Consider the following 24,712-nt stretch of genomic DNA (forward strand, 5'->3'; position numbering starts at 1 on the left):
CGCTGCGCGTCTCGTCCGCGAGCGAGCCTGTTCACCATTTCAACGTCTCACGCCGCCGGGACATTCCAGATGCCGGTGACCGCCGTCTCCATGACGTAGTCGGCGAAGTCCTCCGGGTTGCGGCCCAGAACGGATGCCCGGCCGCCCGGAGCCGGTGCACGACGCGGCGTCCGGTCTTGCCGGCGCCGCCGGTCACGAGAATGAGGCGCTGGTCGGTGCTGATGTGTGTCATGGGTTCAGTGCATCCGGCCGGGGCGAGACGGAACATGGTTCAGAGGCTCATGATCATGCGCCACCGTCTACAGTGGGAGGGTGGATGCGCTCGCCAGTCTGCTCGAAGGTCCACGCGCCCGCGGCGCGTTCCTGATGTGTTCGCTGCTGGATCCGCCGTGGTCGCTGCGCATCCAGGACGAGGCCCCGCTGACCGTGCTGTCGATGATCCGCGGCGGCGCGTGGATACTCACCGACCAGGGCGCGCCGCGACAGCTGGGCGCGGGCGACGTCGCGATCTTCCGGGGGCCCGCGCCGTACACGGTGGCCGACGACCCGGCGACCGCACCGCAGATCGTCATCCACCCCGGCCAGGTCACGAAGACGCCGCAGGGCGAAATCCTCTGCGAGACACTGAGTTTGGGTGTCCGGCAATGGGGGACCGACCCGGATGGCGCCACCCTGATGGTCACCGGGACCTACGAGTCCGCGGGCGCGGCCAGCCAGCGCCTGCTGCGCGCGCTCCCGCCGGTGCTCGTCTTGCAGCGCGGCGATTTCGACAGCCGCGTGCTCGACATCCTGGTCGACGAGGTGACCAAGGACGAGCCCGCGCAGAGCGCGGTGCTGGACCGCCTGCTGGATCTGGTCCTGATCGCGGCGCTGCGCGCTTGGTTCGCCCGCGAGGGCGCGCCCGCCTGGTATCACGCGTACGGCGACCCGCTGGTCGGCAAGGCCCTGCGCCTGCTGCAGCACAATCCGGCGCACGGATGGACGGTCGCGGGCCTGGCCGAGGCCGTGGGGGTGTCGCGGGCGGCGCTGGCGCGGCGGTTCACCGACCTGGTGGGCGAGCCGCCGATGGCGTTCCTCACCGAATGGCGGCTGGCGCTGGCGGCCGATCTGCTCCAGGAGTCCGACGCCACCATCGAGGCCATCGCCCGCCAGGTCGGTTACGGCAGCGCCTTCGCGCTCAGCACCGCGTTCAAACGGCACTTCGGCGTCTCCCCGCGCGACCACCGGCAGGGCAGCGCCGCCCCTGAGCTATCGTCGGCCGGGTGACGCAGCAGTATCCGGTGCTCTGGCCGGTGCCGACCCGATGGGCCGACAACGACCACTACGGGCACGTGAACAACGTGACCTACTACTCGTACTTCGACACCGCGGTCAACGCGTGGTTGATGCACGCCACCGGAACCGACATCCGCGAGCTGCCCGCCCTCGGGGTGGTGGCGCAGACCTCCTGCCGGTACCTCGGCTCGCTCAGCTTCCCCGACCAGTTGCAGGTCGGCTTGCGCGTCTCCCGGCTCGGCCGCTCCAGCATCACCTACGACCTGGCCATCTTCCGCGACGCCGACGGCGCGCTCGAGCTGGCCGCCACCGGCGTCTTCGTGCACGTCTACGTGGACGCCGAGACCCGCAAGCCGGTGGAGATCCCGGAGGTCATCCGCGCCGCCGCGGCCGGGCTCGTCACGGAGTGACCCACGCGGGCGGGGAGTTCATATCCGGCTGAGCAGCGTGAGCGGGTCTTCCAGGAAGCCGGCGGTGGTGGCCAGGAAGCGGGCCGCGAGTTCGCCGTCGATCATGCGATGGTCGAAGCCGACGCCGAGCGTGGTCACCCACCGCACCGCGATCTCGTCGCGGACCACCCATGGCCGCTTGCCGATCGCGCCGAGGCACAGGATCGCGGACTCGCCCGGATTGACCAGTGGCACACCGGCGTCCACGCCGAACACCCCGACGTTGGTGATGGTGAACGTGCCGCCCCGTAGTTCGGCGAGCGTGGCGCCGCCCGCGCGGGCGGTGTCGGCCAGCCAGCCGATCTCCCGGGTGAGCTCGCGCAGGCTCAGGGCCTGCGCGTCTTTGATGTTCGGCACCAGCAGACCGCGGTCGGTGGCCACCGCGATGCCCAGATTCACGTAGTGCTTGGTGACGATCTCCTGCGCGGCCTCGTCCCAGCAGGCGTTCATGCCGGGGAACTCGGCGAGCGCGGCCAGCGCCGCCTTGGCGACCAGCGGCAGCGGCGTCAAGGTCAGTCCCGCGAAAGATTTCGTGCCGCGCAGGTGATCGAGTAGTTCCATCGAGGCGGTGGCGTCCACCGTGACGAAGGTGGCGGCCTGCGGGATGGTTCGCGCGCTGTGCAGCATGGCCGCCGCGGTGCGCTTGCGGATGCCGCTGATCGGAGTGCGCTCCTCGCGCGCGGCGGGACGGGCCACGCCGGGGTCCGTGACGGCGGGCGCGGCGGGACGCGGCGGGGAGACCGGCACCGCGCCGCGCACGTCGTCGACGGTGACCGCGCCACCCGGCCCGGAGCCCGCGACGAACCACAGGTCGATGCCGAGTTCGCGCGCGAGCCGGCGTGCGGCGGGCGTCGCCGCCGGGCGCGTCGCACCGAGCGCCGGGGCCGGTGGTCGCGACTCGTGCGGCTCGGTCTGCGCCCCGGCATGCCGTGCGTCGCTCGCGGGAGGCCGCCGCCGAGATGTCGCTTCCTGCTCCGGGCCATAGCCCACCAATACCGAGTTGTGGCTCGACTCCGGGCTTTCGGCTCCGGCGGCCGGCTGCACGCGGATGAGCGGCGCCCCCACCGCCACCGTGTCGCCCGGCCGCGCGAGCAATTCGACCACGCGGCCCGCGAACGGCGACGGCAACGACACCACTGCCTTGGCGGTCTCCACGTCGGCGATGGGCTGGTTCAACTCCACCGTGTCGCCGATGGCCACCGCCCAGGACACCAGTTCGGCGTCGGTCAGGCCCTCCCCGAGGTCGGGGAGCCGGAACTCCAGCACGGACGCCGAAGGATCTTCCACGTGAGCACCTCTCACTACGGCGAACCCGCCTCACGCGGCGAGGGAACGGTCGACCGCGTCGAGAATGCGATCGGGATCGGGCAAATGGTGCTTCTCGAGCTTAGCCGGGGGATAGGGGATGTCGAATCCGCCGACGCGCAGCACGGGCGCCTCCAGATGGTAGAAACAGCGCTCGGTGATCCGGGCGGCGATCTCGGCGCCGAGCCCGGCGAACACCGGCGCCTCGTGGGTGACGATCAGCCGCCCGGTCTTCGTCACCGACTCCTCGATGGTGTCGAAGTCGATCGGCGAGAGGCTGCGCAGGTCGATCACCTCCAGCGCGCGTCCTTCCCGCGCGGCGAGCCGCGCGGCCGACAGCGCGGTCGCCACGGTCCCGCCGTAGGCGACGACGGTCGCGTCCGAACCGGTGACGCATACGCGCGCGCGGTCCAGCGGCAGCCCGCCGTCCCGGTCGAGCGCGGCGAAGTCGACGTCGGCCTTGTCCCAGTACCTGCGCTTGGGTTCGAAGAAGATCACCGGGTCGTTCAGCGCGATCGCCCGGCGGATCATCGCGTACGCGTCCGCCGGGTTGCTCGGCGTCACGACCCGCAGGCCCGCGGTGTGCGCGAAATAGGCTTCGGGGGACTCGGAGTGGTGCTCCACCGATCCGATGCCGCCGCCGAATGGGATGCGAATGGTCAAGGGCGCGTTGACTTTCCCCTTGGTGCGGTAGTTGATCTTCGCGACGTGCGAGACGATCTGGTCGAAGGCGGGATAGACGAAGCCGTCGAACTGGATCTCGCACACCGGCCGGTAGCCGCGCAGCGCCATCCCGAAAGCTGTCCCCACGATGCCGGATTCGGCCAGCGGCGTATCGATGACGCGATTGTCGCCGAAGTCCTTCTGCAAAGTGTCGGTCACCCGGAAAACCCCGCCGAGGCGGCCGATGTCCTCGCCCATCAGCAAGACCTTCGGATCGTCCTCCAGCGCGCGGCGCAAGCCGGTGTTGAGCGCGCCTGCGAAGGTGGTGATCATCGCGGGACTCCTTCTCCTCGTGCGGCGGACCCGCCGGGATCGCCGGCCAGGTACTCCGCGTACGCCCTCCGCTGTTCGGTGATCAGCGGGTGCGGGGTGGTGTAGACGTGGTCGAACAGCTCGGCCGGTGCCGGATCGGGCATGTCGACGGTCGCGTCGCGCAGCGCTCGCGCGACCGCGTGCGCCCGCTCGGCGACGCTGCTTTCGAAGGCGTCGTCCCAGTGGCCCTCGCGCTCGAGCAGCTTGCGGACCCGGTCGATCGGATCGCGCCGCGCCCATTGCTCGGTCTCGGCGGCCGAACGGTAGCGGGTGGGGTCGTCGGCCGTGGTGTGCGGGCCCATCCGGTAGGTGAGCGCCTCGATGAACGACGGGCCGCCGCCCGAGCGCGCCCTGGCCACCGCCTGCCTGGTCACGGCGAGCACGGCGAGGACGTCGTTGCCGTCGACCTGCCTGCCGGGCATGCCGTAGCCGTAGGCGCGGCGCGCGATCGGCGTCGCGCTCTGCACCCGCACGGGTTCACTGATCGCCCAGTGGTTGTTCTGGCAGAAGAACACGACGGGCGCGCTCCAGCTCGCGGCGAATCCCAGCGCCTCGGCCAGGTCGCCCTGGCTGCTCGCGCCGTCGCCGAAGTAGACGATGGTGGCGATGTCGGCGCCGTCCAAGTGCGCCGCGAAGGCGTAGCCGGTCGCGTGCAGCCCCTGGGAACCGACCACGATGTTGGGATTGGTCATGTTCACCGCGTGCGGGTCCCAGCAATGGTGCGCGGCGCCGCGCCACAGACGGGTGAGATCGGTGGGCGGCACACCACGGCAATAGGCGACCGCCGTCTCCCGATAGCCGCAGAACACGTAGTCGTCGGGGTGCAGCGCGTGCGCGGAACCGACCTGCGCGGCTTCCTGCCCGAGCAGCGGCGCCCAGAGCCCGAGCTGGCCTTGCCGCTGCAACGCGGTGGCCTCGGTGTCGATCCGGCGGGTGACCACCATGTCCTCGTACAGTGCCCGCAGCTGCCGCGGGCCGACGTCGGCGACCAGCGCGGCGTGCTCGGGATCGAGGACGCGGCGACCGTCCGGTTGCACCAACTGCACCGGGTATTCGGACTCGGCCGGCATGGGTGATCGCCTCCTCACCAGGTCGCGGCGACACAAGAAGATGTGTCCTACCTCACAGCATCCCCTTGAATGCGAACTGCGCAAGTGGTCGACCGGCGCATGGGCAGAATGCTCAATTACGACCCGCCGCCTGATGTCATACTGCGTGGTATGACCAGAGAAAACGTCGGCGTGAGCCTGGACGCCACCGACGCCAGGCTGTTACTGGAACTGGTCGCCAATCCCCGGGCGACGGGTGTCGAGCTGGCCGCCCGGCTCGGTTTGTCCCGCAACACCGTGCAGGCGCGGTTGTCCCGGTGGGAGGCAGGCGGCGTACTCGGCAGCTTCGAGCGGCGCGTGGAGCCGCGCGCGCTCGGTTATCCGCTCGCGGCGTTCGTGGCCGTCGTCGTCGACCAGCACCGGCTGGACTCGGTGGTGGACGAGCTCGCCGAGGTGCCCGAGGTAACCGAGGTGTGCGGCATGACCGGACTCACCGACCTCACCGTGCGCGTGGTCGCGCAGGACGCCGACGATCTGTATCGCATCGCCGGGCAGATCCTCAAGATTCCGGGTGTGGAGCGGACCAACATGGCCCTGGTGATGCGTGAGCTGGTCGGGCCGCGCACGGCTCCGCTGCTGGATCGGCTGGCGAATGCGAGCCGAATGCCTTGACCTGAGGGGTGCTGCCCGGCCGCGACCCGCCCCGGGCGCGTGGTCGCCGCTGGGCTTCGTACCGGAACAGCATTTCGAACGACCAGGGGCAGGGTTTCCCAGTCGGCCTCCCGCTAGGGTGCGGAGATGGAGATTTCGGGCAAAGTTGCCATTGTCACGGGGGCGGGCGCGGGGATCGGGGCGGCGCTGGCGGGCCGGCTCGTCGCCACCGGTGCGCGCGTGGTGCTCGCCGATCTCGACGCGGCGAGCGCGGCCGAGGTCGCGGAATCTCTCGGCCCCGGTGCGGTCGCGGTCAGCGGGGATGTGGCCGACGAGGCGGTGATCCGCGCGACGATCGAGCGCGCCGAGGCCGAATTCGGTCCCGTCGACCTGTATTTCGCCAACGCGGGCATCGGTGGCGGCGCGGGCCTGGACAGCACCGACCAGCAGTGGGCGGCCGCGCTCGACGTCAACGTGCTGGCGCATGTCCGCGCCGCGCGGCTGCTGGTGCCCGGATGGCTGGAGCGCGGCAGCGGCTATTTCGTGGGCACCGCGTCCGCGGCGGGGCTGCTCACCCAGCTCGGATCGGCGCCCTACGCGGTGTCCAAGCACGCGGCCGTCGGTTTCGCGGAATGGCTCTCGGTGACATACGGCGACCGGGGAATCCGGGTGAGCTGTGTGTGCCCGATGGGGGTGGACACGCGACTGCTGCACGGCGGTCTGGTCCCGCCGGAACACGCCGCCGAGGCGGAGCTGGCGGTGAAGGCCGTGACCAGCGCGGGTGCGGTGCTGTCACCGGACGAGGTCGCCGACGTCGTGCTCGCCGGGGTGGCCGAGGAGCGCTTCCTGATCCTCCCGCACCCCGAGGTGCTGAAGATGTACCGCCACAAGGGCTCCGACTACGACCGCTGGATCGACGGAATGCGCCGCTTCCAGGCTGCCCTGCGGACATAGGCGGCTGTCACGCCTTCGCTGGGCGCGGTATGTCCTGTGGACCGGCTTGGCCCGGCTGTGTTCGGTCGGCGGGTGTCTCGGTTCTGCTCGGGTGTGGCGCGGCTGACGGCCTTCGCCCGGCTGGCCTCATCGCCGCTAGCGCAACACTTTCCGTACCAGTAGTCCGGCGAGCAACGCCCAGAAGGCGGCACCGATGCCGGCGAAGCCGACCCCGGACGCGGCGATCACGAAGGTCACCACGCCCGCCTCGCGGTGCTCGCCGCTGAGCGCCGCGCCGAGCGACGCGGCCAGGGTCGCCAGCAGGGCCAGACCGGCGACCGTTTCCAGCGTTCCGGCCGGGGCGGCCGCGATCAGCGTGACCAGGGCGGCGGAGCCCAGCGCGAGCAGCAGGTAGAGCACGCCCGCGGTGAAAGCCGCGATCCAGCGCCGCTTCGGGTCGGGATGGGCGGCCGGGGCCGCGGAGAGCGCGGCGCTGATGGCGGCGAGGTTGATCGCGTGGCCGCCCGCGGGCGCTCCGGCGATGGTGCCGAGGCCGGTGACGGTCATCGCCGCGCGCCATGGCACCCGGTAGTCGAACGAGGCCAGCACCGCGGTGCCCGGGATGTTCTGCGACGCCATGGTGACGATGTAGAGCGGGATCGCCACCCCGATCAGCGCCTGCCAGCTCCAGTGCGGCAGCGTCAGTTCCAGGCGCGGAGCCATGGCCGCCAGGTCGAGGCGCCGGTGCTGCACCGCGATGCTGATCGCGGCGCCGGCCGCGGCGGTCGCGAACGCGGCGATCACGGCCCAGCGCGGGGCGTAGCGTTGCAGCACGAGCCAGACCAAAATCACCGGCACCACCACCGCCGGACTGGTCTGCACTGCCCGCACCGGGGCCAGGCACAGCGGCAGCAGCACTCCGGCGAGCATGGCCTGCGCGATCTCCGCCGGGATCGCGGCGACCAGCGCGCCGAGCCGCTGCCACAGTCCGGTCACCACGATCAGGACGCCCGCCACCACGAACGCCCCGATCGCGGCGGGCCAGCCGCCCGCCACCGCACCGGTCCCGGCCAGCAGCGCCGCGCCGGGCGTCGACCAGGCCAGCGTGATCGGCATCCGGTAGCGGTAGCTCAGCGCCATCATGCCGAGCGCCTGGGTGAGGCACAGCGCGAGCAGACCCGACGCGGCTTGCGCGGGACTCGCCCCCACGGCGGTCAACCCGCTCAGCACCACGGCGAAGGAACTGGTGAACCCCACGAGCGCCGTCACCGCGCCCGCGCCCAGCGGCGTCGCCAGTCCGGTCGCCGACCGTTCCGATTGGCGCGTCGCGTTCGCGGGGGTGGTAGAGGCGTTCGACATCGGTCGGATATTGCCCCTGGTCACGCGGGTGTGTCGCCTGCCAGTGCCGCGAAACTGGCCTGACTTGGACCGGGGCGTGACGCGCGACACGAGAGTATGGCCGCATCGGCACATCCGGATGCGTAGGGTGGGGGAGTCGGTGCGCGAGGACGCGATTCGGGACGAGGAGCTGAGTTGAGCGCGGTACTGATCTCACCGGGTGAGCTGCGGGAAGCCCTGGCGGACAAGCGGCTTCGCCTACTGGATGTCCGCTGGGCGCTGGGCGACCCGGACGGGCCGCAGCACTATCTCGCCGGCCACATCCCCGGCGCGGTGTTCGTCGACCTGGAAACCGAACTGGCCGCGCCGCCCTCACCCGCGCGGGGCAGGCACCCGCTGCCGGATCTCGCGCAGCTGGAGAAGTGCGCGCGCAGCTGGGGGTTGTGCGACGGCGACCCGGTGGTCGTCTACGACGCGACCGGCGGCATGGCCGCCGCCCGGGCCTGGTGGCTGCTGCGCTGGGCGGGTATCGCCGACGTGCGCATCCTCGACGGCGGGCTGCCCGCCTGGACCGCAGCGGGCGAGCCGGTCGCGACCGGAGCCGAACCGGACCCGGAGCCGGGCGATGTGGTCCTGAGCCCCGGGCACCTGCCGGTGATCGACGCCGACGCGGCGGCGCGCTGGAAGGGCGTGCTGCTGGACGCGCGGGCGGGCGAGCGCTTCCGCGGCGAGGTGGAACCGATCGATCCTCGCGCGGGGCACATTCCCGGCGCGGTGAGCGCTCCGACCGCCGACAATCTCGACGCCGAGGGGCGCTTCCGCGAGCCGGGGGAGCTGCGCGAGCGTTTCGACGGCTTCGGGCCCGGGCCGGTGGCCGTGTACTGCGGGTCGGGCGTGACCGCCGCCCACCAGGTCGCGGCGCTGGCCGTCGCGGGCCTGGAGGCGGCCTTGTATCCCGGGTCGTGGTCGCAGTGGTCGAACGATCCCAAGCGGCCGGTCGCGACGGGCAGTTAGCCGCGGGTTCGCGAGCCCTACAGCCAGGCGCGAGCCAGCAGGTCGTCGTCGGCGACCTCGCTGGCCCGGGGCGGGAACCGGGTGGCCGCGATCGACTCGATACGCGTTCCGTCGTGCCCGATCACCCACGAGCCGCCGCGCTCCTCGCATTCGGCGATCTTGGCGAAGACGGTGAGCAGGAACGTGATCGCCTCGCGCGGGTCGGCGGTGCGGGCCAGCCGCTGGGATTCGCCCGGTCGCGACAGGTCCAGCCATACGCCGCACTGGCCGTCGAGCCGCATCCCGACGATCTTGTCGGTGTGCACGAAGGTGAATTTGCGCCGTTCCCACGCGGTCGTCGGTGTGAAGCTCTGCTCGAGAACCTGGAGCAGGATCGTCATGCTGCTTCCTCCGCTTCTCTTGTCACAAAGCTGCGGTAATTCCGCGATGACCTGCGGATATCCCAGTATGTCCCGGTATCGCGCGGAAATCCACAACGGTCGGGCCGCCGTGGGCGCGGTCGTGTCGTACCGGCCTGCTTGGATGGGTTGATGCTGCACGGACTGTGGTCGCCGGGTTCCGGGTTGCTGCTCTGGCACGACTCGCCGGTCGCCGCCACGCCCACCGAGTTCCCCGATCCGCTGGGCGGCATGTTGCGGGCGTCGAAGTTCCGGCACCGTGCCGAGGTCCTGGTCATCGCGAACGGCGTCGCCGAGACCGAGCGGGTTCGCGCGCACGCGCTGGCTCCGGCCGCGGCCGTCGCGGTCCTGCGGCAGTGGCTGCCCGCCGAGCTGGTCTCGGCGGATCTGCGCTTCCTCGCGCACGTCGCCCGTGGCATCGAGCGCTGGGTGCGCGCCGGGCGTGTCGTGCCGCAATTGCACCGTGCGGACGGCCAGTGGTGGGTGCGCTGGCGGCTGGTCGGCGGCGAGCGGCAACGCGCCTGGCTGGCCGAACTGTCGGTCGCCATGCCGCAGGCCCTGCGCGTGGCCGGGCGTCCCACGGCGCTGCTCGACGACATGGTCACCGAGCTCACCGACCCGATCGCGCGGGCGCTGGCCGATCTGCCGGACTCGGCGCACCCCTTGCTGGCCGCGCTGGCCAGGGACACTCCGCTGGACAACGGCAGCCATCAGGTCGCCGAAGTGCTGGAACGATGGCGGGCCAGCCTGACCGGCGACGAACCGGAACTGGTGCTGCGCCTGCTCGAGCCGGATGGCGAACTCGGCGTCGCCGACGAGGCGGTGGCGCTGTGGCGGCTGGAGGTCTGCTTGCGCGTCACCGGCGAAGCGCCCAGAACGGTGCCGCTGCACGAAGACCCGAATCTCGTGCGCGTCGCGGTGGACAAGCTCGGCGCGGCCCAGCGGGCGTATCCGAGGTTGCGCGACCTGCCGAGCGATCCGCACAGCATGGATCTGCTGCTGCCCACCGAGGTGGTGCAGGACTTGGTCGCGCACGGCGCGCACGCCCTGCACGCCGCGGGAGTGCGGCTGCTGCTGCCGCGCGCGTGGAGTGTCGTGGAACCGAGCATGCGGCTGCGCGTGGAAAGCGCGGTGCCCGCCGCGGAGAGCGCCGTCGGCCTGCGCGGCCTGGTCTCCTACCGCTGGGAGCTTGCCCTCGGCGACCTCGTGCTGACCGCCGCCGAGATGCGGCGTCTGGTGCACGGCAAGTCCGATCTGGTGCGGCTGCGCGGCCAATGGGTGCAGGCCGATCACAAGGCGCTCGCCGCCGCGGCCCGGTACGTGGCCGCGCACACCGACGACTCGCCGGTCACCTTCGCGGACATGCTCGGCGAGATCGCGGTCTCCCGCGTGCCACAGGTGCCGATCACCGAGGTCACGGCTTCGGGTTGGGCGGCTGACCTGCTCGATCGCGCCCGCGAGCCGGTCGCGGTCGCCACCCCGGTCGGGCTGAAGGCCCAGCTGCGCCCCTACCAGGAACGCGGCCTGGCCTGGCTGGCCACCATGAGCCGGATGGGGTGCGGCGCGATCCTGGCCGACGATATGGGGCTCGGTAAGACCGTGCAGGTGCTCGCCTTGCTGGTGCACGAGCGCGAGACGGCCGAGCCGCCCGGCCCGACCCTGCTGGTGTGCCCGATGTCGGTGGTCGGGAACTGGCAGCGCGAGGCGGAGCGATTCGCCCCCGACCTGCGGGTGTGGGTGCATCACGGCGCGGGGCGGCGGGCCGGCGGCGAGCTGGACGAGACGATCGCCGTCGCTGACTTGGTGGTCACCACCTACGCGCTGCTGGCGCGCGACGCCGAGGAACTCGGCAGACAGGACTGGGCCCGCGTCGTCCTGGACGAGGCCCAGCACATCAAGAACGCGGGGACGCGGCAGGCGCGGGCGGCGCGGGCACTGCGCGCGCGACATCGGCTGGCGCTCACCGGCACCCCGGTGGAGAACCGGTTGGAGGAGTTGCGCTCCATCATGGATTTCGCGATGCCGAAGGTGCTCGGCAGCCCGCAGTCGTTCCGCGCGCGCTTCGCGGTGCCCATCGAACGCGAACGCGACCAGAACGCGATCAGCCGCCTGCGCTGGCTCACCCAGCCGTTCGTGCTGCGCCGGGTGAAGACCGATCCGACGGTGATCAGCGACCTGCCGGAGAAACTCGAGATGACGGTGCGGGCCAATCTCACCGTCGAGCAGGCGGCCCTCTACCAAGCGGTGGTGGACGACATGCTCGCCAGGATCAAGGAGGCGAAGGGCATGGCGCGCAAGGGCGCCGTGCTGGGTGCGCTCACCCGGCTCAAGCAGGTGTGCAACCATCCGGCGCAATTCCTGGGTGACGGGTCGAGCGTGCTGCACCGCGGCGCGCACCGATCGGGCAAGCTGGCTCTGGTCGAAGACGTGCTGGAGGCGGTGCTCGCCGACGGCGAGAAGGCGCTGCTGTTCACCCAGTTCCGCGAATTCGGCGAGCTGATCGTGCCGTATCTCGCCGAGCGATTCGGCGCGGCGATCCCGTTCCTGCACGGTGGCGTGCCGAAGCAGAAGCGCGACGCGATGGTCGCCCGGTTCCAGGCGCCGGACGGGCCGCCGCTGATGTTGCTGTCGCTCAAGGCGGGCGGTACCGGGATCAATCTCACCGCCGCCAATCATGTGGTCCACCTGGACCGCTGGTGGAATCCCGCGGTGGAGAACCAGGCCACCGATCGCGCGTTCCGGATCGGCCAGCGGCGCAATGTGCAGGTGCGCAAGCTGGTCTGCGTGGACACGATCGAGGAGCGGATCGACGAGATGATCACCGGCAAGCGGCAACTCGCCGAGCTGGCCGTCGGCGCGGGGGAGAACTGGATCACCGAGCTGAGCACCGACGAATTGCGCGACCTGTTCACCCTCGGCTCGGCGGCGGTGGGCGAATGAGTCCCTTCGTCGACTACTCCGAGTACGGGAAGAAGCTGCCGGTGCGCGGCGGAGTGGAAGCCCGCAGCAGGCGCGGCGGCTTCGGGCGCACCTGGTGGGGCAAGGCGCTGGTGGAGTCGGTCGAGCGGATGGCGGAGCCGGGCCGGTTGGCGCGCGGCCGCAACTACGCCAGGTCGGGCCAGGTGGTGAACTACCGGATCGAGCCCGGCGCGGTGACGGCGGAAGTGCAGGGCAGCCAACCGCGCCCGTTCACCGCGGCGTTCACCGTGCGCCCGCTGCGCGAAGAGGAGATCGCGGAGCTCGTCGAGACCATTCGCTCGGCCCCCGGCATGCTCGCCGAGATCGCCTCGGGCGCGCTGCCGACCGCGCTCGGGCCGCTGCTGCTGCCGAGCACCGCGGCCGAGCTGGATTTCACCTGCACCTGTCCCGACCCGGGCTGGCCGTGCAAGCACGTGGCCGCGGTCTGCTATCTACTGGCCGAGCGGCTCGACGAACACCCGCGCGAGATCCTGACCCTGCGCGGATTGGACCTGGACACACTGATCGGCGGTATCGAGCGCGAGCCGGAACCTCCCGTCTCCGACGACCCGTACGGTGCGGACATTCCGCTGCCGGATCTGCCCTCTGCCGAATTCCGGCCCGCGCCGGATGATCTGGATCCGGTGCTGCTGCGCAAGGCGCTGCGGATGACCTCGGCCGATGAGACGATCGCCGCGGCGGGGCTGCGCGAACTCACCGCGCTGTATCGGCGGTTCGACCGCTGAGGGTGGTGGGCACCCAGCATCGGGGCTGTCGGTTACCGCCGGACTGTCGGGGCGGGATCTGGACCGGCGGAGCGAAGGGACCGGAGACTTCCCGATACCGGGTGCCTTATTCAGTGTCCCGCCGCTCGCCCCGGCCCGGAACTGCCTTATAGCGCCCGCACACTGCCCTTGCGCCGAACTTGGCGAGCCGCCGCCGGGATGCCGCCGGGTCGTCGCAGGCCCGGAAAGAGCGCCCAGCAGCGCATATGTTCTGCGATAGGCTGACCGGGTGGCAGGCAGGAGCGCCGTGGACGGATTGCCCCGCGACGACCTCGGAACTCCGGTGGAGCTGCGCACACCGCCGCGCCGGGTGGTGTCGCTGGTGCCGTCGCTGACCGAGGCGGTGGCGCACTCCTGTCCGGACGTCCTGGTCGCCGCGACGCAATGGTGCACGCACCCCGCGGATCTGGCGGTCGAGCGGGTCCGCGGCACCAAGAACCCGGACGTGCGGCGCATCGCCGAACTCGCGCCCGACTTGGTGCTGTGCAACAAGGAGGAAAACCGCCGCATCGACGTGGAACGCCTGCGTGCGGCGGGAATACCGGTGTGGGTCACCGAGATAGCGACCGTGGACGAGGCCATCGTCTCGCTCACCCGGCTCTGCGCGGAAGCGCTGGGTATCGGAGTCCCGGCGTGGCTTGCCGAGGCCGAAACCGCTTGGACGCCAACGCCTCCGGCGCCTCCACGCGCCGCCGTGATCCCGATCTGGCGCAACCCGTGGATGGTGGTCGGGCGGAACACGTTCACCGGCGACATCGCGTGTCGCTTGGGACTGCGGCTGGTGCACGCCGATCGTCCCGATCGCTATCCGCGTGTCAGCGAGGAAGAGTTGACCGCGGGTGTCGAGTTGGCAGTGCTTCCGGATGAGCCGTATGTCTTCACCGAATCCGATGGACCCGACGCGTTCCCCGGAATCCCGGTCGCGTTGGTGGAGGGTCGCGCGCTCACCTGGTACGGGCCGTCACTGGCGACCGCTCGCGGCACGCTCACCGCGCAACTGGCCCGCGCGGCTGAGCCGCGGTCGTGATCGAACGAGGTGGCCTGGTCGAACGCGGCGGCGAAGACCGTCGACTCGCCGTTTTCAGTCCGCGATCCGGTAGACGCGCTGCGCCGTGGTCCGGAAGACCTGCTCGAGTTCCGCTGGTCCGCCGCCGTGGCCGGTGACGGCGGTCGCGACAGCCTCGATGCTGTTCGCGATGCTGGTGACCGGCTTGTCCACGGGAAAGTTCGAGCCCCAGATGAGTCGGTCCGCGCCGAACACGTCCAGGGCGTGCTCGACCAGCGGGCCGATCCGGTCGAGCAGTTGCGGCACGGGCGTCGGCGTGCCGCGCGGCGGGATCGGATGACCCAGAATCGGCATCATCAGACCGCTCACCTTCGCGACCACGTTCGGTCGGGCGGCCAACGCGGCGAGGTCGTCGCGCCACCGCACCAGCAGTTCCCGGCGCAACCCGGGGTGTGTGCCGGTGTGTTTGCCGACCCCGCCGAAGATTCCCGCGGGCGTGCCGAGGTGGTTCAGCACGATCGGCACCTCGGGATAACGTTCGGCCAGCGCGGTGACGTCGGGAATGGCGTGCGAGTACACCCATGCTTCGAACGACAGGTTGCGCTCGGCCAGCTCGGCGAAGCCGTTGAGGAACGCTTCGGTGGTGAGCTTGCCGGGCGTGTCGGTGAACGACCGCACGCCGGGATCGGGGTGGTGGGCCACCATCGTGCGAACGCCGCGCAGCAGCGGTGACGCGGCCGCGTGCGCGTCCAGCAGTTCGGCGAACCCTGGCGCCGCCGGATCGCCGCCCGCGAGGATCGCGCCGAGGCGCGGCGCCGTGTCCAGCGGCAGCCCGGCCACCCACGCGGTCTCCCCGGCCTTGCCCAGCGGTCCCGGCTGTGACCATTCGACTTCGATGTGCGCGACCACTTCGATCGGCGCGTTCCCGGCGTCGGCGCGATAGTCGAACGGCAGGTAGGGCCGCAGGTAGGCGACCGGATCTCCGACGAACTCGCGATCGCGCCGCGGCGCGAGGCGCTTCGCCGCGTCCACCGGGACCGGAAGCAGCCGGAACAGTTTCGCCAGGGCGCTGAAATCCCGGGGTGTGGTGAACGGATCCCACTGATGGATGTGCGCGTCGATGATCCGAATTTCCGAGAGGTCCATGTCTGCCATCCCAACCACGCCGAAGGTTTGCTCGGGCGATTGTCACACGCCCCGCGCGTGCCGGGCCGCCGAACCCGGCCCCCGCTCACACGTTGCGGCGGTATTGCCCTCCGACGGTGAAGAACGTGTCCGTGATCTGCTGCAGCGTGCACACCCGCGCGGCCTCCATCAGGACCTCGAAGATGTTCTCGTCGGTGCGGGCGACGGCTTCGAGCCGGGCCAGCGCGGCGTGGGCGGCGTCTCGGTTGCGCTGCTGGAACTCGCGCACCCGCCGCAACTGCGACTGCTTCTCCGCCTCGGTGCCGCGCGCCAGTTCCAGCTCCCGGTGGGGCTCGTCGTGGGAGCTGCGGAAGGTGTTCACCCCGATGATCGGCAGCGAACCGTCGTGCTTGCGCTGTTCGTAGCGCATCGATTCGTCCTGGATCTTGCCGCGCTGGTAGCCGGTCTCCATCGCGCCGAGCACGCCGCCGCGTTCGCTGATCCGCTCGAACTCGGTCAGCACCGCCTCCTCGACCAGATCGGTGAGCTCCTCGACCAGGAAGCTGCCCTGGAGCGGGTTCTCGTTCATCGCGACCCCCCACTCCCGGTTGATGATGAGCTGGATGGCCAGCGCGCGGCGCACCGACTCCTCGGTGGGGGTGGTCACCGCCTCGTCGTAGGCGTTGGTGTGCAGGCTGTTGCAGTTGTCGTAGATCGCGATCAGCGCCTGCAGCGTGGTGCGGATGTCGTTGAAGTTCATCTCCTGCGCGTGCAGCGACCGGCCGGAGGTCTGGATGTGGTACTTCAGCTTCTGCGACCGTTCGTTGGCGCCGTAGCGATCACGCATGGCGACCGCCCAGATCCGCCGGGCCACCCGGCCGATCACGGAGTATTCCGGGTCCATCCCGTTGGAGAAGAAGAACGACAGGTTCGGCGCGAAGTCGTCGATGTGCATGCCGCGCGCGAGGTAGGCCTCCACGTAGGTGAACCCGTTGGCGAGGGTGAAGGCCAGCTGGCTGATCGGGTTCGCGCCCGCTTCGGCGATGTGGTAGCCGGAGATCGACACCGAGTAGAAATTGCGGACGCCGTTGCGCACGAACCATTCCTGGATGTCGGCCATCATGCGCAGGCTGAACTCGGTGGAGAAGATGCAGGTGTTCTGGCCCTGGTCCTCCTTGAGGATGTCGGCCTGCACCGTGCCGCGCACCGTGGCCAGCGTCCGCGCGCGCAGCTCGGCCGCCTCGTCGTCGGTCGGCGGCCGTCCCTGGGCGGCCGCGAAGCGGTCCAGCGCCTGATCGATCGCGGTGTTCAGGAAGTAGGCCAGGATGGTGGGCGCGGGGCCGTTGATGGTCATCGACACCGAGGTGGTCGGGGCGGTGAGATCGAAACCGTCGTAGAGCACCTTCATGTCGTCGAGCGAGGCGATGGACACCCCGGAGGTGCCGACCTTGCCGTAGATGTCGGGCCGTTCGGCGGGATCGTGCCCGTAGAGAGTCACCGAATCGAACGCGGTGGAAAGCCTTTTGGCGTCGGAATGCTCGCTGAGCACCTTGAACCGGCGGTTGGTTCGGAACGGGTCGCCTTCACCCGCGAACATGCGCGCCGGGTCCTCGTTGTCGCGTTTGAACGGGAACACTCCCGCCGTGAACGGGAACCGGCCGGGCAGGTGCTCGGCGCGCAGGAAGCGCAGCAGCTCTCCGTGATCGGTGAAGCGAGGCAGCGCGACGCGCGGAATCGAATTGCCCGACAGAGTCTCCCGGCGCAGCGGGGTGTGGATCTCCCGGTCGCGCACCCGCACCACCTGCTCGTCCCCGCGGTAGGACTCGGCGAGCGCGGGCCACTCGGCCAGCAGTGCGGCGTTCGCGGGCGTCAGGTCGGCGCGGGCGCGCTGGGCCAGTTCGGCGACCGCGGTGTCGCCGGGCAGTTCGGCCGCCACTTGCTCGAGGCGTTGCAGCCGTTGCGCCGCTTGCGCTTGGGCGGCGGTCTCGGCGTGATAGCCGCGCACGGTCTCGGCGATCTCGGCCAGGTAGCGCACCCGCGCGGGCGGGATCAGCTGGGCGAAGCGCGTGGAGGTCCGGGTGTCCACCCGGGGCAGCGCGCCGGGCTCGAGCCGCAGGCCGTGGCCGGCGAGCAGTCCCGTCAAGTGCTGGTAGAGCGCCGTCACGCCATCGTCGTTGAACGTCGCCGCGCTGGTGCCGAAGACCGGCATGTCCTGCGGCGCGGCGTGGAAGTCCTCCCGGTTGCGGACCAGCTGGCGGGCCACGTCGCGCAGCGCGTCGGCCGCGCCGCGGCGCTCGAACTTGTTGATCGCCACCACGTCCGCGAAATCCAGCATGTCGATCTTCTCCAGCTGGGAGGCGGCGCCGAATTCCGGCGTCATCACGTACATCGACACGTCGACGTGGTCGGTCACCGCGGCGTCACCCTGACCGATGCCGGGCGTCTCCAGGACGACCAGGTCGTATCCGGCTGCCTTGCACGCGGTCACGATGAGATCGACGTTGTCCGGCAGTTCCCGTCCGCCGCGGGTGGCCAGCGAGCGGAAGAAGACGTGCTCGCCGTCGAGCGCGTTCATCCGGATACGGTCGCCGAGCAGCGCGCCGCCGCCGCGGCGACGGGTCGGGTCCACCGCGAGGATCGCGACCCGCACCTTGTCCTGCTGGTCCGAGCGCAGCCTGCGCACCAATTCGTCGGTGAGCGAGGACTTTCCGGAACCGCCCGTGCCGGTGATGCCCAGCACCGGCACGGTGCGCGCGGACGCGGCGTCGGTCAGCGCGCGCCGGTCCTGCTCCGGCAGCGTGCCCGCCTGCAGGCAGGTGATGACGCGGGCCAGGGCGGCGCGCTCGCCGGCGAGCACCGCGTCCGGTACCGGCGGCTCGGCCGCGAGGTCGATGTCGCAGGCGCGGATCAGCTGGTTGATCATGCCCGGCAGGCCGAGGCGCTGCCCGTCCTCGGGGGAGAAGATGGTCACGCCGCACGCGGCCAGGCGCGCGATCTCCTCCGCGACGATCACGCCACCGCCGCCGCCGAAGATCCGCACGTGGTCGGCTCCGGCCTTCCGCAGCGCGTCGGCCAGGTATTCGAAGTACTCGACGTGGCCACCCTGGTAGGAGCTGACCGCGACGCCTTGGGCGTCCTCGGTGAGCACCGCGTCGACCACTTCGCTGACCGAGCGGTTGTGGCCGAGGTGGATCACCTCCGCGCCCTGGCTCTGCAGGATACGGCGCATGATGTTGATCGCCGCGTCGTGCCCGTCGAACAGTGCCGCGGACGTGACGAAACGAACGGGATGGGTGGGTGCGTAGAGCGCGCTGCTGTCGGCCACGGAAGTCCTCCGGCGAGTCCATTGGCGCCCGATACTAGGACGTCAAACTAATCCTACGGTGACTGCGATCACATCGCCAGCGTTGCGGCGGGTCGCGGCGATCGGGTTACGCCCGTTGTGCGATGACCGATCCCGTTGCCCGGTCGGTGGACTCGGACATACTGGGCGCATGGCGAGCGAGGACAGGGCGAGGACCGCAATAGGGCGGCTGGTCGCCGAGGGCGTGCTGACCCGAGACCAGGCCGACGCGGTGCTCGCTGCGCTCGCCGCCGAACGGGCGTCGGCGGTGGCGCGCGGAAAAGTGCTCGCCGAGATCGCGGCGTACGTCGGAGCCGGTCTGCTGTTCGGCGGGATCGTGCTGGTGGCGGCCTCGTCCTGGGAAGATCTCGGACGGCCGGTCCGGGTCGGCCTGCTCGCCGTCGTGGCGGCCGGGCTGCTGCTCGGGGGCGTTCTGCTCACCGGGATCTCGGCCGGTCGCGCGAGCGCGCACAGCGCCCGCGCCCGGCTGGCGGCCGCGCTGTTCGCGCTGGGTTCCGTCGCGCTCGCCGGGTCCGTCGGCACGGCCCTGGAGGACGGCGGGTCGGATGCCGCGTGGGTTTTCGCGTGTACGGCGGGAGCGGTGATCGCGGTGCTCGGTTACCTGGCGCTTCCTTCGGTCGTCGGCATGCTGGTCTGCGCCTGCTTCGTGCCCGCGGCCGTCGCGGGGCTGCTGACCGAGGTGATCGGTCTCGACGACATCTGGGGCGGCGTGGCGGTGCTGCTGCTCGGTGGCGCATGGTTCGCGCTGACCCGGCTCGGGGCCGCGAGCGATCTTCGGGTCGGATACCTGATCGCGATCGTCACGTCCGTCGCGGCCGCGCAGAGTCTCGACGTCGACGGCCGCAGCTGGGCCTACGGGATCACGGCGCTGGTGGCCCTGATCTGCTTCGCGTTGTACGCGACCCAGCGGTCGGCGGTGCTGGTCGTCGGGGGTGGCGTCGCGATCGCGGTGGCGGCGGGCGAGGCGGTGTCGGACTGGACCGGCGACTCGCTGGGCGCGGCGGCGGTGGTCGTCGCGATCGGCGCGATCACGCTCGCACTGGGCGGCTACCGGCTCGCGCGCCCGCGCCGGGAGAAGGAAGTCGAATCGGCCGTGTCGATATCGAAGGCATAGGCCGCAGGTCGTCCGCACGCCTCGTATGGCCGGTCCGTGAGCCGGGCCGATCACGCGATCCGGCGACGTGGGATGAATCACATCAGCCCGGCGGCACTGCGATTGCTTGGACATCCAACTATAGGATGACCGCATACCGCATCGCGGTGTCCCGATCGCTACGAGAACAGGACTGGCATGGTTCGCGAACTCACCCATTTCATCGGCGGACAGCATGTGCCGGGCGCTTCCGGCAACTTCGGCGACGTCTTCGATCCCAACCTCGGCCAGGTGCAGGCACGGGTGCCGCTGGCGAGCAAGTCCGAGGTCGAAGCGGCCATCGCGAACGCCGAGGCCGCGCAGCCGGTGTGGGCCGCGTTCAATCCGCAGAAGCGGGCGCGCGTGCTGATGAAGTTCCTGACCCTGGTGCAGGACGAGATGGATTCGCTGGCCGCCCTGCTGTCCTCCGAGCACGGCAAGACCATCGCCGACGCCAAGGGTGACATCCAGCGCGGGTTGGAGGTCGTCGAATTCGCCGTCGGCATCCCGCACCTGCTCAAGGGCGAGTACACCGAAAGCGCGGGCACCGGCATCGACGTGTACTCGATGCGCCAGCCGCTCGGTGTCGTCGCGGGCATCACCCCGTTCAACTTCCCGGCCATGATCCCGCTGTGGAAGGCCGGTCCCGCGCTGGCCACCGGCAACGCCTTCGTGCTCAAGCCCTCCGAGCGCGACCCCTCGGTGCCGCTGCGGCTGGCCGAGCTGTTCCTCGAGGCCGGGCTGCCCGCCGGTGTGTTCAACGTGGTCAACGGCGACAAGGAAGCCGTCGACACGCTGCTGCACGATCCGCGCGTCAAGGCCGTCGGCTTCGTCGGCTCCACCCCGATCGCGCAGTACATCTACGAGACCGCGACCGCGAACGGCAAGCGCGCCCAGTGCTTCGGCGGCGCGAAGAACCACGCGATCGTCATGCCGGACGCCGACCTCGACGACGTCGCCGACCAGCTGATCGGCGCGGGCTACGGGTCCGCGGGCGAGCGCTGCATGGCCATCTCGGTGGCCGTCCCGGTCGGCGCGGAGACCGCCGATCGCCTGGTGGCGAAGTTGACTGAGCGGGTGCACAAGCTCAACGTCGGCCGGTCCGACGATCCCGGCGCCGACTACGGCCCGCTGGTCGGTCAGGACGGTGTGAACCGGGTGAACAACTACGTCCAGATCGGCATCGATGAGGGGGCCGAACTGGTGGTGGACGGACGCGGTCTGGTCGTGGAGGGCGCCGAGGACGGCTACTTCGTCGGCGCGACGCTGTTCGACAAGGTGACTCCGGAGATGCGGATCTACCGGGAAGAGATCTTCGGGCCGGTGCTCAGCGTGGTGCGCGCCAAGGACTACGAAGAGGGGCTGCGGCTGGCCAACGAGCACGAGTACGGCAACGGCGTCGCGATCTTCACCCGCGACGGCGACACCGCCCGCGACTTCGCCGCGCGCGTGCAGGTCGGCATGGTCGGCATCAACGTGCCGATCCCGGTGCCGATCGCGTACTACACCTTCGGCGGCTGGAAGCGTTCCGGCTTCGGCGATCTGAACCAGCACGGCCCGGATTCGATCCGCTTCTACACCAAGACCAAGACGGTGACCCAGCGCTGGCCCTCCGGCCTCAAGGAGAGCAACGCGTTCGTCATCCCGACCATGGACTGACGCGGATGTTCGCACTCGACGACGACGAGAAGGCGATCCGCGACACCGCCCGCGGCTTCGCCGACGAATTCCTCGCCCCGAACGCGCTGGAATGGGACGAGCAGAAGCATTTCCCGGTGGACGTGCTGCGCAAGGCGGGCCCGCTCGGCCTCGGCGGCATCTACGTGCGCGAGGACGTGGGCGGTTCGGCGCTGCGCAGGCTCGACGCCGTGCGCATCTTCGAGCAGCTGGCCACCGGCTGCCCCGCCATCGCCGCCTACATCTCCATCCACAACATGGCGACGTGGATGGTCGACCGCTACGGCGACGACAGCCAGCGCAACCACTGGTTGCCCCGGCTGACCTCGATGGAGCTGCTGGCCAGCTACGCCCTCACCGAGCCGGGGGTGGGTTCGGACGCGGCGGCTCTGAGCACCAAAGCCGTTCGCGACGGCGACGATTACGTGTTCAACGGCGCCAAGCAGTTCATCTCCGGGGCGGGCGCCACCGACGTCTACGTGGTGATGGCGCGAACCGGTGACGCGGGGGCGCGCGGCATCTCGGCGTTCATCGTGCCCGCCGAGACACCGGGCATCACTTTCGGCGCCAACGAGAAGAAGATGGGCTGGAACGCGCAGCCGACCCGTCAGGTGATCTTCACCGATGCCAGGGTCCCGGCGGCGAACCGGCTCGGCGCGGAGGGCGACGGCTTCCGCATCGCGATGAACGGACTCAACGGCGGCAGGCTCAACATCGCGGCCTGTTCGGTGGGCGGCGCGCAGGCGGCGCTGGACAAGACGGTGCCGTACCTGGCCGAGCGGCACGCGTTCGGCAAGCCGCTGCTGCGCAATCAGGCGCTGCAGTTCGAACTCGCCGATATGCGCATCGAACTGGAGGCCGCCCGCACGCTGCTGTGGCGGGCCGCCGCGGCGCTGGACGCGGACGCGCCGGACAAGGTGGAGCTGTGCGCGATGGCGAAGCGCTTCGCCACCGACGCCGGTTTCGAGGTGGCCAACAAGGCGCTGCAACTGCACGGCGGCTACGGCTACCTCACCGAGTACGGCGTGGAGAAGATCGTCCGGGATCTGCGGGTGCACCAGATCCTCGAGGGCACCAACGAGATCATGCGGGTGGTCGTCGCCCGCTCACTGGTAGGAGCGGCATGAGCGGTCAGGCCCGGAGGCGGCAGCGCAGCGTGACCACGCAGGGCCCCGCTCGTGCCGCCAGTAGTTACAGCATGAGCGGTCAGGCCCGGAGGCGGCAGCGCAGCGTGACCACGCAGGGCCCCGCTCGTGCCGCCAGTAGTTACAGCATGAGCGGTCAGGCCCGGAGGCGGCAGCGCAGCGTGACCACGCAGGGCCCCGCTCGTGCCGGAAAGGACAGAGCATGAGCGAACCGGAAGTTCTTCTCGAACAGCGCGACGGGCTCGGCCTGATCACGCTGAACCGGCCCAAGGCCATCAACGCGCTGAATCACTCGATGGCGCTCGCCATCACCGACGCGCTGCGCGCCTGGGCCGAGGACGACGCGGTGCGCACCGTGGTCGTCACCGGCGCGGGGGAACGCGGCCTGTGCGCGGGCGGCGACATCGTCGCCATCCACGCGGACGCGAAAGGCGGCGCGGCGGGCGCGGATTCGCCGACCGGCCGGTTCTGGCGCGACGAGTACGTGCTCAACGCCTTGATCGGGCGCTATCCGAAGCCGTACGTGGTGGTCATGGACGGCATCGTGATGGGCGGCGGCGTCGGGCTCTCCGGGCACGGCAGCCACCGGATCGTCACCGAGCGGTCCAAGATCGGCATGCCCGAGGTGGGCATCGGCTTCGTCCCGGACGTCGGCGGCACGTATCTGCTCGCGCGCACCCCGGGTGAGATCGGCACGCACGTGGCGCTGACCACCGCGCGCATGAGCGCGGGCGACGCCATCACGGCGGGCTTCGCCGACTATTTCGTCGCCTCCGCGGATGTGCCCGCTCTGCTGGAGACGCTGCGCTCGGAGAGCGCCGACATCGCGATCGCCAAGTTCGCCACGGACGCGCCGGAGTCGGCGCTGGCCGCCGGGCAGAGCTGGATCGATGCCTGCTACGCGGCCGATTCCGTGGAGGAGATCGTCGCGCGGCTGCACGCGCACGACGCGCCGGACGCGCGAGCGGCGGCCACCGAGATCCTGGCGAAATCCCCGGTGGCGCTGAAGGTCACGCTGCGTTCGCTGCGTGCGGCGCGCACCGCGCCGAGCCTGGAGGCGGTGCTGAACGAGGAGTACCGGGTCTCCATCGCGTCGCTGGCCTCGCACGATCTGGTCGAGGGCATTCGCGCCCAGGTCATCGACAAGGACCGCGACCCGCACTGGTCGCCCGCGACGCTGGAGGCGGTCACGGACGCGCAGGTGGACGCGTACTTCACCGAGTTGGGCGATCGAGAGCTGGGTCTGACGACCCCGGAGGTGGCGTGATGAGCAAGCGAATCGGTTTCCTCGGCCTGGGCCATATGGGCGGGCCGATGGCGGCCAATCTGGTGCGGGCGGGCTATGAGGTGCTCGCCTTCGACCCGGTGCCCGCGGCGCGGGAGCAGGCCGAGCGCGACGGCGCGGTCGTGGTCGGCGCGGCCAGCGAGGCCGCCGCGGCCGACATCGTGATCACGATGCTGCCCAACGGCAAGCTCGTCCTGGACGTCTACGCCGAGCTGCTGCCGGTCGCCGCGCCGGGCACGCTGTTCGTCGACTGCTCCACCATCGACGTGGCCGATGCCAAACTCGCGGCCGAACGCGCCGGCGAGGCCGGGCACCGTGCGCTGGACGCACCCGTGTCCGGCGGTGTGGCGGGCGCCGCGGCGGGCACGCTGACCTTCATGGTCGGCGGCGCTGCCGAGGACTTCGCGGCCGCGCTCCCGGTGCTCGAGGTGATGGGCGGCAAGGTCGTGCACTGCGGCGGCTCCGGCGTCGGCCAGGCCGCGAAGATCTGCAACAACATGCTGCTGGGCGTCTCGATGATCGCGCTGTCGGAGTCGTTGGTGCTGGGCGAGAAGCTGGGGCTGAGCCATCAGTCGTTCTTCGACGTGGTCTCCACCGCCTCCGGCCAGAGCTGGGCGCTGACCAGCTACTGCCCGGTTCCCGGCCCGGTGCCGACCAGCCCGGCGAACAACGACTACCAGCCCGGTTTCGCCACCGCCCTGATGGCGAAAGACCTGGGTCTGGCCGCGAACGCGCTGCACGAGAACAATGTCGACGGCCAGCTCGGGTTGCTGGCCGCCGCGATCTAC

At 70.7% G+C, this 24,712-nt stretch carries 21 protein-coding genes; 13 read left to right on the forward strand and 8 right to left on the reverse strand.

The genetic code is table 11. The features are described 5' to 3' along the window. Nucleotides 1-31: 31 nt before the first annotated feature. Nucleotides 32-268: an NAD-dependent epimerase/dehydratase family protein gene (locus ON27_RS45350; RefSeq protein WP_306306942.1), complete on the reverse strand. Its 237-nt coding sequence runs from the start codon at nt 266-268 to the stop codon at nt 32-34. Between the two features lie 44 nt (nt 269-312). Between ON27_RS45350 and ON27_RS06045 the strand changes: the two genes are divergently transcribed. Further along, entirely contained in the window at nt 313-1,266 is a 954-nt protein-coding gene (locus tag ON27_RS06045; RefSeq protein ID WP_043720684.1) for an AraC family transcriptional regulator, read from the forward strand. Further along, nucleotides 1,263-1,685 carry an acyl-CoA thioesterase gene (locus tag ON27_RS06050; RefSeq protein ID WP_245559809.1) on the forward strand — a complete coding sequence of 141 codons (423 nt, stop codon included), beginning with the start codon at nt 1,263-1,265 and terminating at the stop codon, nt 1,683-1,685. The genes ON27_RS06045 and ON27_RS06050 overlap by 4 nt, the downstream gene beginning before the upstream one ends. Nucleotides 1,686-1,703: 18 nt before the next feature. Here the strand turns inward: ON27_RS06050 and ON27_RS06055 are convergent, their stop codons facing one another. Genes ON27_RS06055 through pdhA form a run of 3 tightly spaced genes read right to left on the reverse strand, consistent with a single transcriptional unit; the run spans nt 1,704 to nt 5,134 of the window. Then, complete coding sequence (locus ON27_RS06055) at nt 1,704-3,011, reverse strand: dihydrolipoamide acetyltransferase family protein (protein WP_043720689.1); 1,308 nt, start codon at nt 3,009-3,011, stop codon at nt 1,704-1,706. Nucleotides 3,012-3,041: 30 nt separating this feature from the next. Beyond that, entirely contained in the window at nt 3,042-4,025 is a 984-nt protein-coding gene (locus ON27_RS06060; protein ID WP_043720692.1) for an alpha-ketoacid dehydrogenase subunit beta, read from the reverse strand. Continuing rightward, a complete protein-coding gene (pdhA, locus tag ON27_RS06065) occupies nt 4,022-5,134 on the reverse strand; it encodes a pyruvate dehydrogenase (acetyl-transferring) E1 component subunit alpha (RefSeq protein WP_043720696.1) in 1,113 nt (370 codons plus the stop codon). Before pdhA ends, ON27_RS06060 begins: the two co-directional genes overlap by 4 nt. A gap of 150 nt (nt 5,135-5,284) precedes the next feature. On the opposite strand from pdhA, the gene ON27_RS06070 reads away from it, so the two are divergent. Both ON27_RS06070 and ON27_RS06075 read left to right on the forward strand, forming a co-directional pair. Next, complete coding sequence (locus ON27_RS06070) at nt 5,285-5,785, forward strand: Lrp/AsnC family transcriptional regulator (RefSeq protein ID WP_043720699.1); 501 nt, start codon at nt 5,285-5,287, stop codon at nt 5,783-5,785. Between the two features lie 126 nt (nt 5,786-5,911). Then, a complete protein-coding gene (locus ON27_RS06075; protein WP_043720703.1) occupies nt 5,912-6,718 on the forward strand; it encodes an SDR family oxidoreductase in 807 nt (268 codons plus the stop codon). A 135-nt stretch (nt 6,719-6,853) separates the two neighbouring features. On the opposite strand, the gene ON27_RS06080 is transcribed toward ON27_RS06075, so the two are convergent. Next, nucleotides 6,854-8,056, reverse strand: a complete 1,203-nt coding sequence (locus ON27_RS06080) for a benzoate/H(+) symporter BenE family transporter (RefSeq protein WP_043720707.1) — start codon at nt 8,054-8,056, stop codon at nt 6,854-6,856. A gap of 174 nt (nt 8,057-8,230) precedes the next feature. Between ON27_RS06080 and ON27_RS06085 the strand changes: the two genes are divergently transcribed. Beyond that, nucleotides 8,231-9,049: a sulfurtransferase gene (locus tag ON27_RS06085; protein WP_043720711.1), complete on the forward strand. Its 819-nt coding sequence runs from the start codon at nt 8,231-8,233 to the stop codon at nt 9,047-9,049. A 17-nt stretch (nt 9,050-9,066) separates the two neighbouring features. On the opposite strand, the gene ON27_RS06090 is transcribed toward ON27_RS06085, so the two are convergent. Continuing rightward, nucleotides 9,067-9,429 (reverse strand): hypothetical protein, encoded by a 363-nt coding sequence (locus ON27_RS06090; protein WP_043720715.1) that lies wholly within the window; start codon nt 9,427-9,429, stop codon nt 9,067-9,069. 150 nt (nt 9,430-9,579) lie between these two features. Here ON27_RS06090 and ON27_RS06095 point away from each other — a divergent pair, with 150 nt between their 5' ends. The 3 genes from ON27_RS06095 to ON27_RS06105 all read left to right on the forward strand — a co-directional run bounded on the left by ON27_RS06095 (nt 9,580) and on the right by ON27_RS06105 (nt 14,217). Continuing rightward, the gene (locus tag ON27_RS06095) at nt 9,580-12,387 is read left to right on the forward strand and encodes a DEAD/DEAH box helicase (RefSeq protein WP_043720719.1); all 2,808 of its coding nucleotides are present in this window, start codon (nt 9,580-9,582) and stop codon (nt 12,385-12,387) included. Further along, complete coding sequence (locus ON27_RS06100) at nt 12,384-13,151, forward strand: SWIM zinc finger family protein (protein WP_043720722.1); 768 nt, start codon at nt 12,384-12,386, stop codon at nt 13,149-13,151. The genes ON27_RS06095 and ON27_RS06100 overlap by 4 nt, the downstream gene beginning before the upstream one ends. 268 nt (nt 13,152-13,419) lie before the next feature. Continuing rightward, complete coding sequence (locus ON27_RS06105; protein WP_280410892.1) at nt 13,420-14,217, forward strand: helical backbone metal receptor; 798 nt, start codon at nt 13,420-13,422, stop codon at nt 14,215-14,217. Between the two features lie 54 nt (nt 14,218-14,271). Here ON27_RS06105 and ON27_RS06110 read toward each other — a convergent pair whose 3' ends face one another. Beyond that, nucleotides 14,272-15,342, reverse strand: coding sequence for an amidohydrolase family protein (locus tag ON27_RS06110; RefSeq protein WP_051046264.1), 1,071 nt, complete (start codon nt 15,340-15,342; stop codon nt 14,272-14,274). Nucleotides 15,343-15,427: 85 nt separating this feature from the next. Continuing rightward, nucleotides 15,428-18,646 (reverse strand): fused isobutyryl-CoA mutase/GTPase IcmF, encoded by a 3,219-nt coding sequence (icmF, locus tag ON27_RS06115; RefSeq protein WP_043720727.1) that lies wholly within the window; start codon nt 18,644-18,646, stop codon nt 15,428-15,430. 169 nt (nt 18,647-18,815) lie between these two features. Between icmF and ON27_RS06120 the strand changes: the two genes are divergently transcribed. The 5 genes from ON27_RS06120 to mmsB all read left to right on the forward strand — a co-directional run. Next, nucleotides 18,816-19,799 (forward strand): DUF2157 domain-containing protein, encoded by a 984-nt coding sequence (locus ON27_RS06120; protein WP_043720730.1) that lies wholly within the window; start codon nt 18,816-18,818, stop codon nt 19,797-19,799. Nucleotides 19,800-19,976: 177 nt separating this feature from the next. Continuing rightward, nucleotides 19,977-21,476, forward strand: coding sequence for a CoA-acylating methylmalonate-semialdehyde dehydrogenase (locus ON27_RS06125; RefSeq protein WP_043720733.1), 1,500 nt, complete (start codon nt 19,977-19,979; stop codon nt 21,474-21,476). A 5-nt stretch (nt 21,477-21,481) separates the two neighbouring features. Continuing rightward, nucleotides 21,482-22,621, forward strand: coding sequence for an acyl-CoA dehydrogenase family protein (locus tag ON27_RS06130; RefSeq protein ID WP_043720737.1), 1,140 nt, complete (start codon nt 21,482-21,484; stop codon nt 22,619-22,621). 220 nt (nt 22,622-22,841) lie between these two features. Then, complete coding sequence (locus ON27_RS06135) at nt 22,842-23,906, forward strand: enoyl-CoA hydratase/isomerase family protein (protein ID WP_043720740.1); 1,065 nt, start codon at nt 22,842-22,844, stop codon at nt 23,904-23,906. Further along, a partial coding sequence (gene mmsB, locus ON27_RS06140) for a 3-hydroxyisobutyrate dehydrogenase (protein WP_043720743.1) occupies nt 23,906-24,712 on the forward strand: 807 nt, incomplete at its 3' end. The genes ON27_RS06135 and mmsB, both read left to right, overlap by 1 nt.

Origin of the sequence: Nocardia asiatica NBRC 100129 (genome assembly GCF_000308415.1) — a bacterium.
In the GTDB taxonomy this organism is placed as follows: domain Bacteria; phylum Actinomycetota; class Actinomycetes; order Mycobacteriales; family Mycobacteriaceae; genus Nocardia; species Nocardia asiatica.

Excerpts from the sequence above, each read along its gene's own strand:
- ON27_RS06125 (WP_043720733.1), top strand. The coding sequence starts at position 19,977 with ATGGTTCGCGAACTCACCCATTTCATCGGCGGACAGCATGTGCCGGGC.
- ON27_RS06130 (WP_043720737.1), top strand. The coding sequence starts at position 21,482 with ATGTTCGCACTCGACGACGACGAGAAGGCGATCCGCGACACCGCCCGC.
- ON27_RS06100 (WP_043720722.1), top strand. The coding sequence starts at position 12,384 with ATGAGTCCCTTCGTCGACTACTCCGAGTACGGGAAGAAGCTGCCGGTG.
- pdhA (WP_043720696.1), bottom strand. The coding sequence starts at position 5,134 with ATGCCGGCCGAGTCCGAATACCCGGTGCAGTTGGTGCAACCGGACGGT.
- ON27_RS06070 (WP_043720699.1), top strand. The coding sequence starts at position 5,285 with ATGACCAGAGAAAACGTCGGCGTGAGCCTGGACGCCACCGACGCCAGG.
- ON27_RS06120 (WP_043720730.1), top strand. The coding sequence starts at position 18,816 with ATGGCGAGCGAGGACAGGGCGAGGACCGCAATAGGGCGGCTGGTCGCC.
- ON27_RS06060 (WP_043720692.1), bottom strand. The coding sequence starts at position 4,025 with ATGATCACCACCTTCGCAGGCGCGCTCAACACCGGCTTGCGCCGCGCG.
- ON27_RS06135 (WP_043720740.1), top strand. The coding sequence starts at position 22,842 with ATGAGCGAACCGGAAGTTCTTCTCGAACAGCGCGACGGGCTCGGCCTG.
- ON27_RS06090 (WP_043720715.1), bottom strand. The coding sequence starts at position 9,429 with ATGACGATCCTGCTCCAGGTTCTCGAGCAGAGCTTCACACCGACGACC.
- ON27_RS06075 (WP_043720703.1), top strand. The coding sequence starts at position 5,912 with ATGGAGATTTCGGGCAAAGTTGCCATTGTCACGGGGGCGGGCGCGGGG.
- ON27_RS45350 (WP_306306942.1), bottom strand. The coding sequence starts at position 268 with ATGTTCCGTCTCGCCCCGGCCGGATGCACTGAACCCATGACACACATC.
- ON27_RS06095 (WP_043720719.1), top strand. The coding sequence starts at position 9,580 with ATGCTGCACGGACTGTGGTCGCCGGGTTCCGGGTTGCTGCTCTGGCAC.
- ON27_RS06080 (WP_043720707.1), bottom strand. The coding sequence starts at position 8,056 with ATGTCGAACGCCTCTACCACCCCCGCGAACGCGACGCGCCAATCGGAA.
- ON27_RS06110 (WP_051046264.1), bottom strand. The coding sequence starts at position 15,342 with ATGGACCTCTCGGAAATTCGGATCATCGACGCGCACATCCATCAGTGG.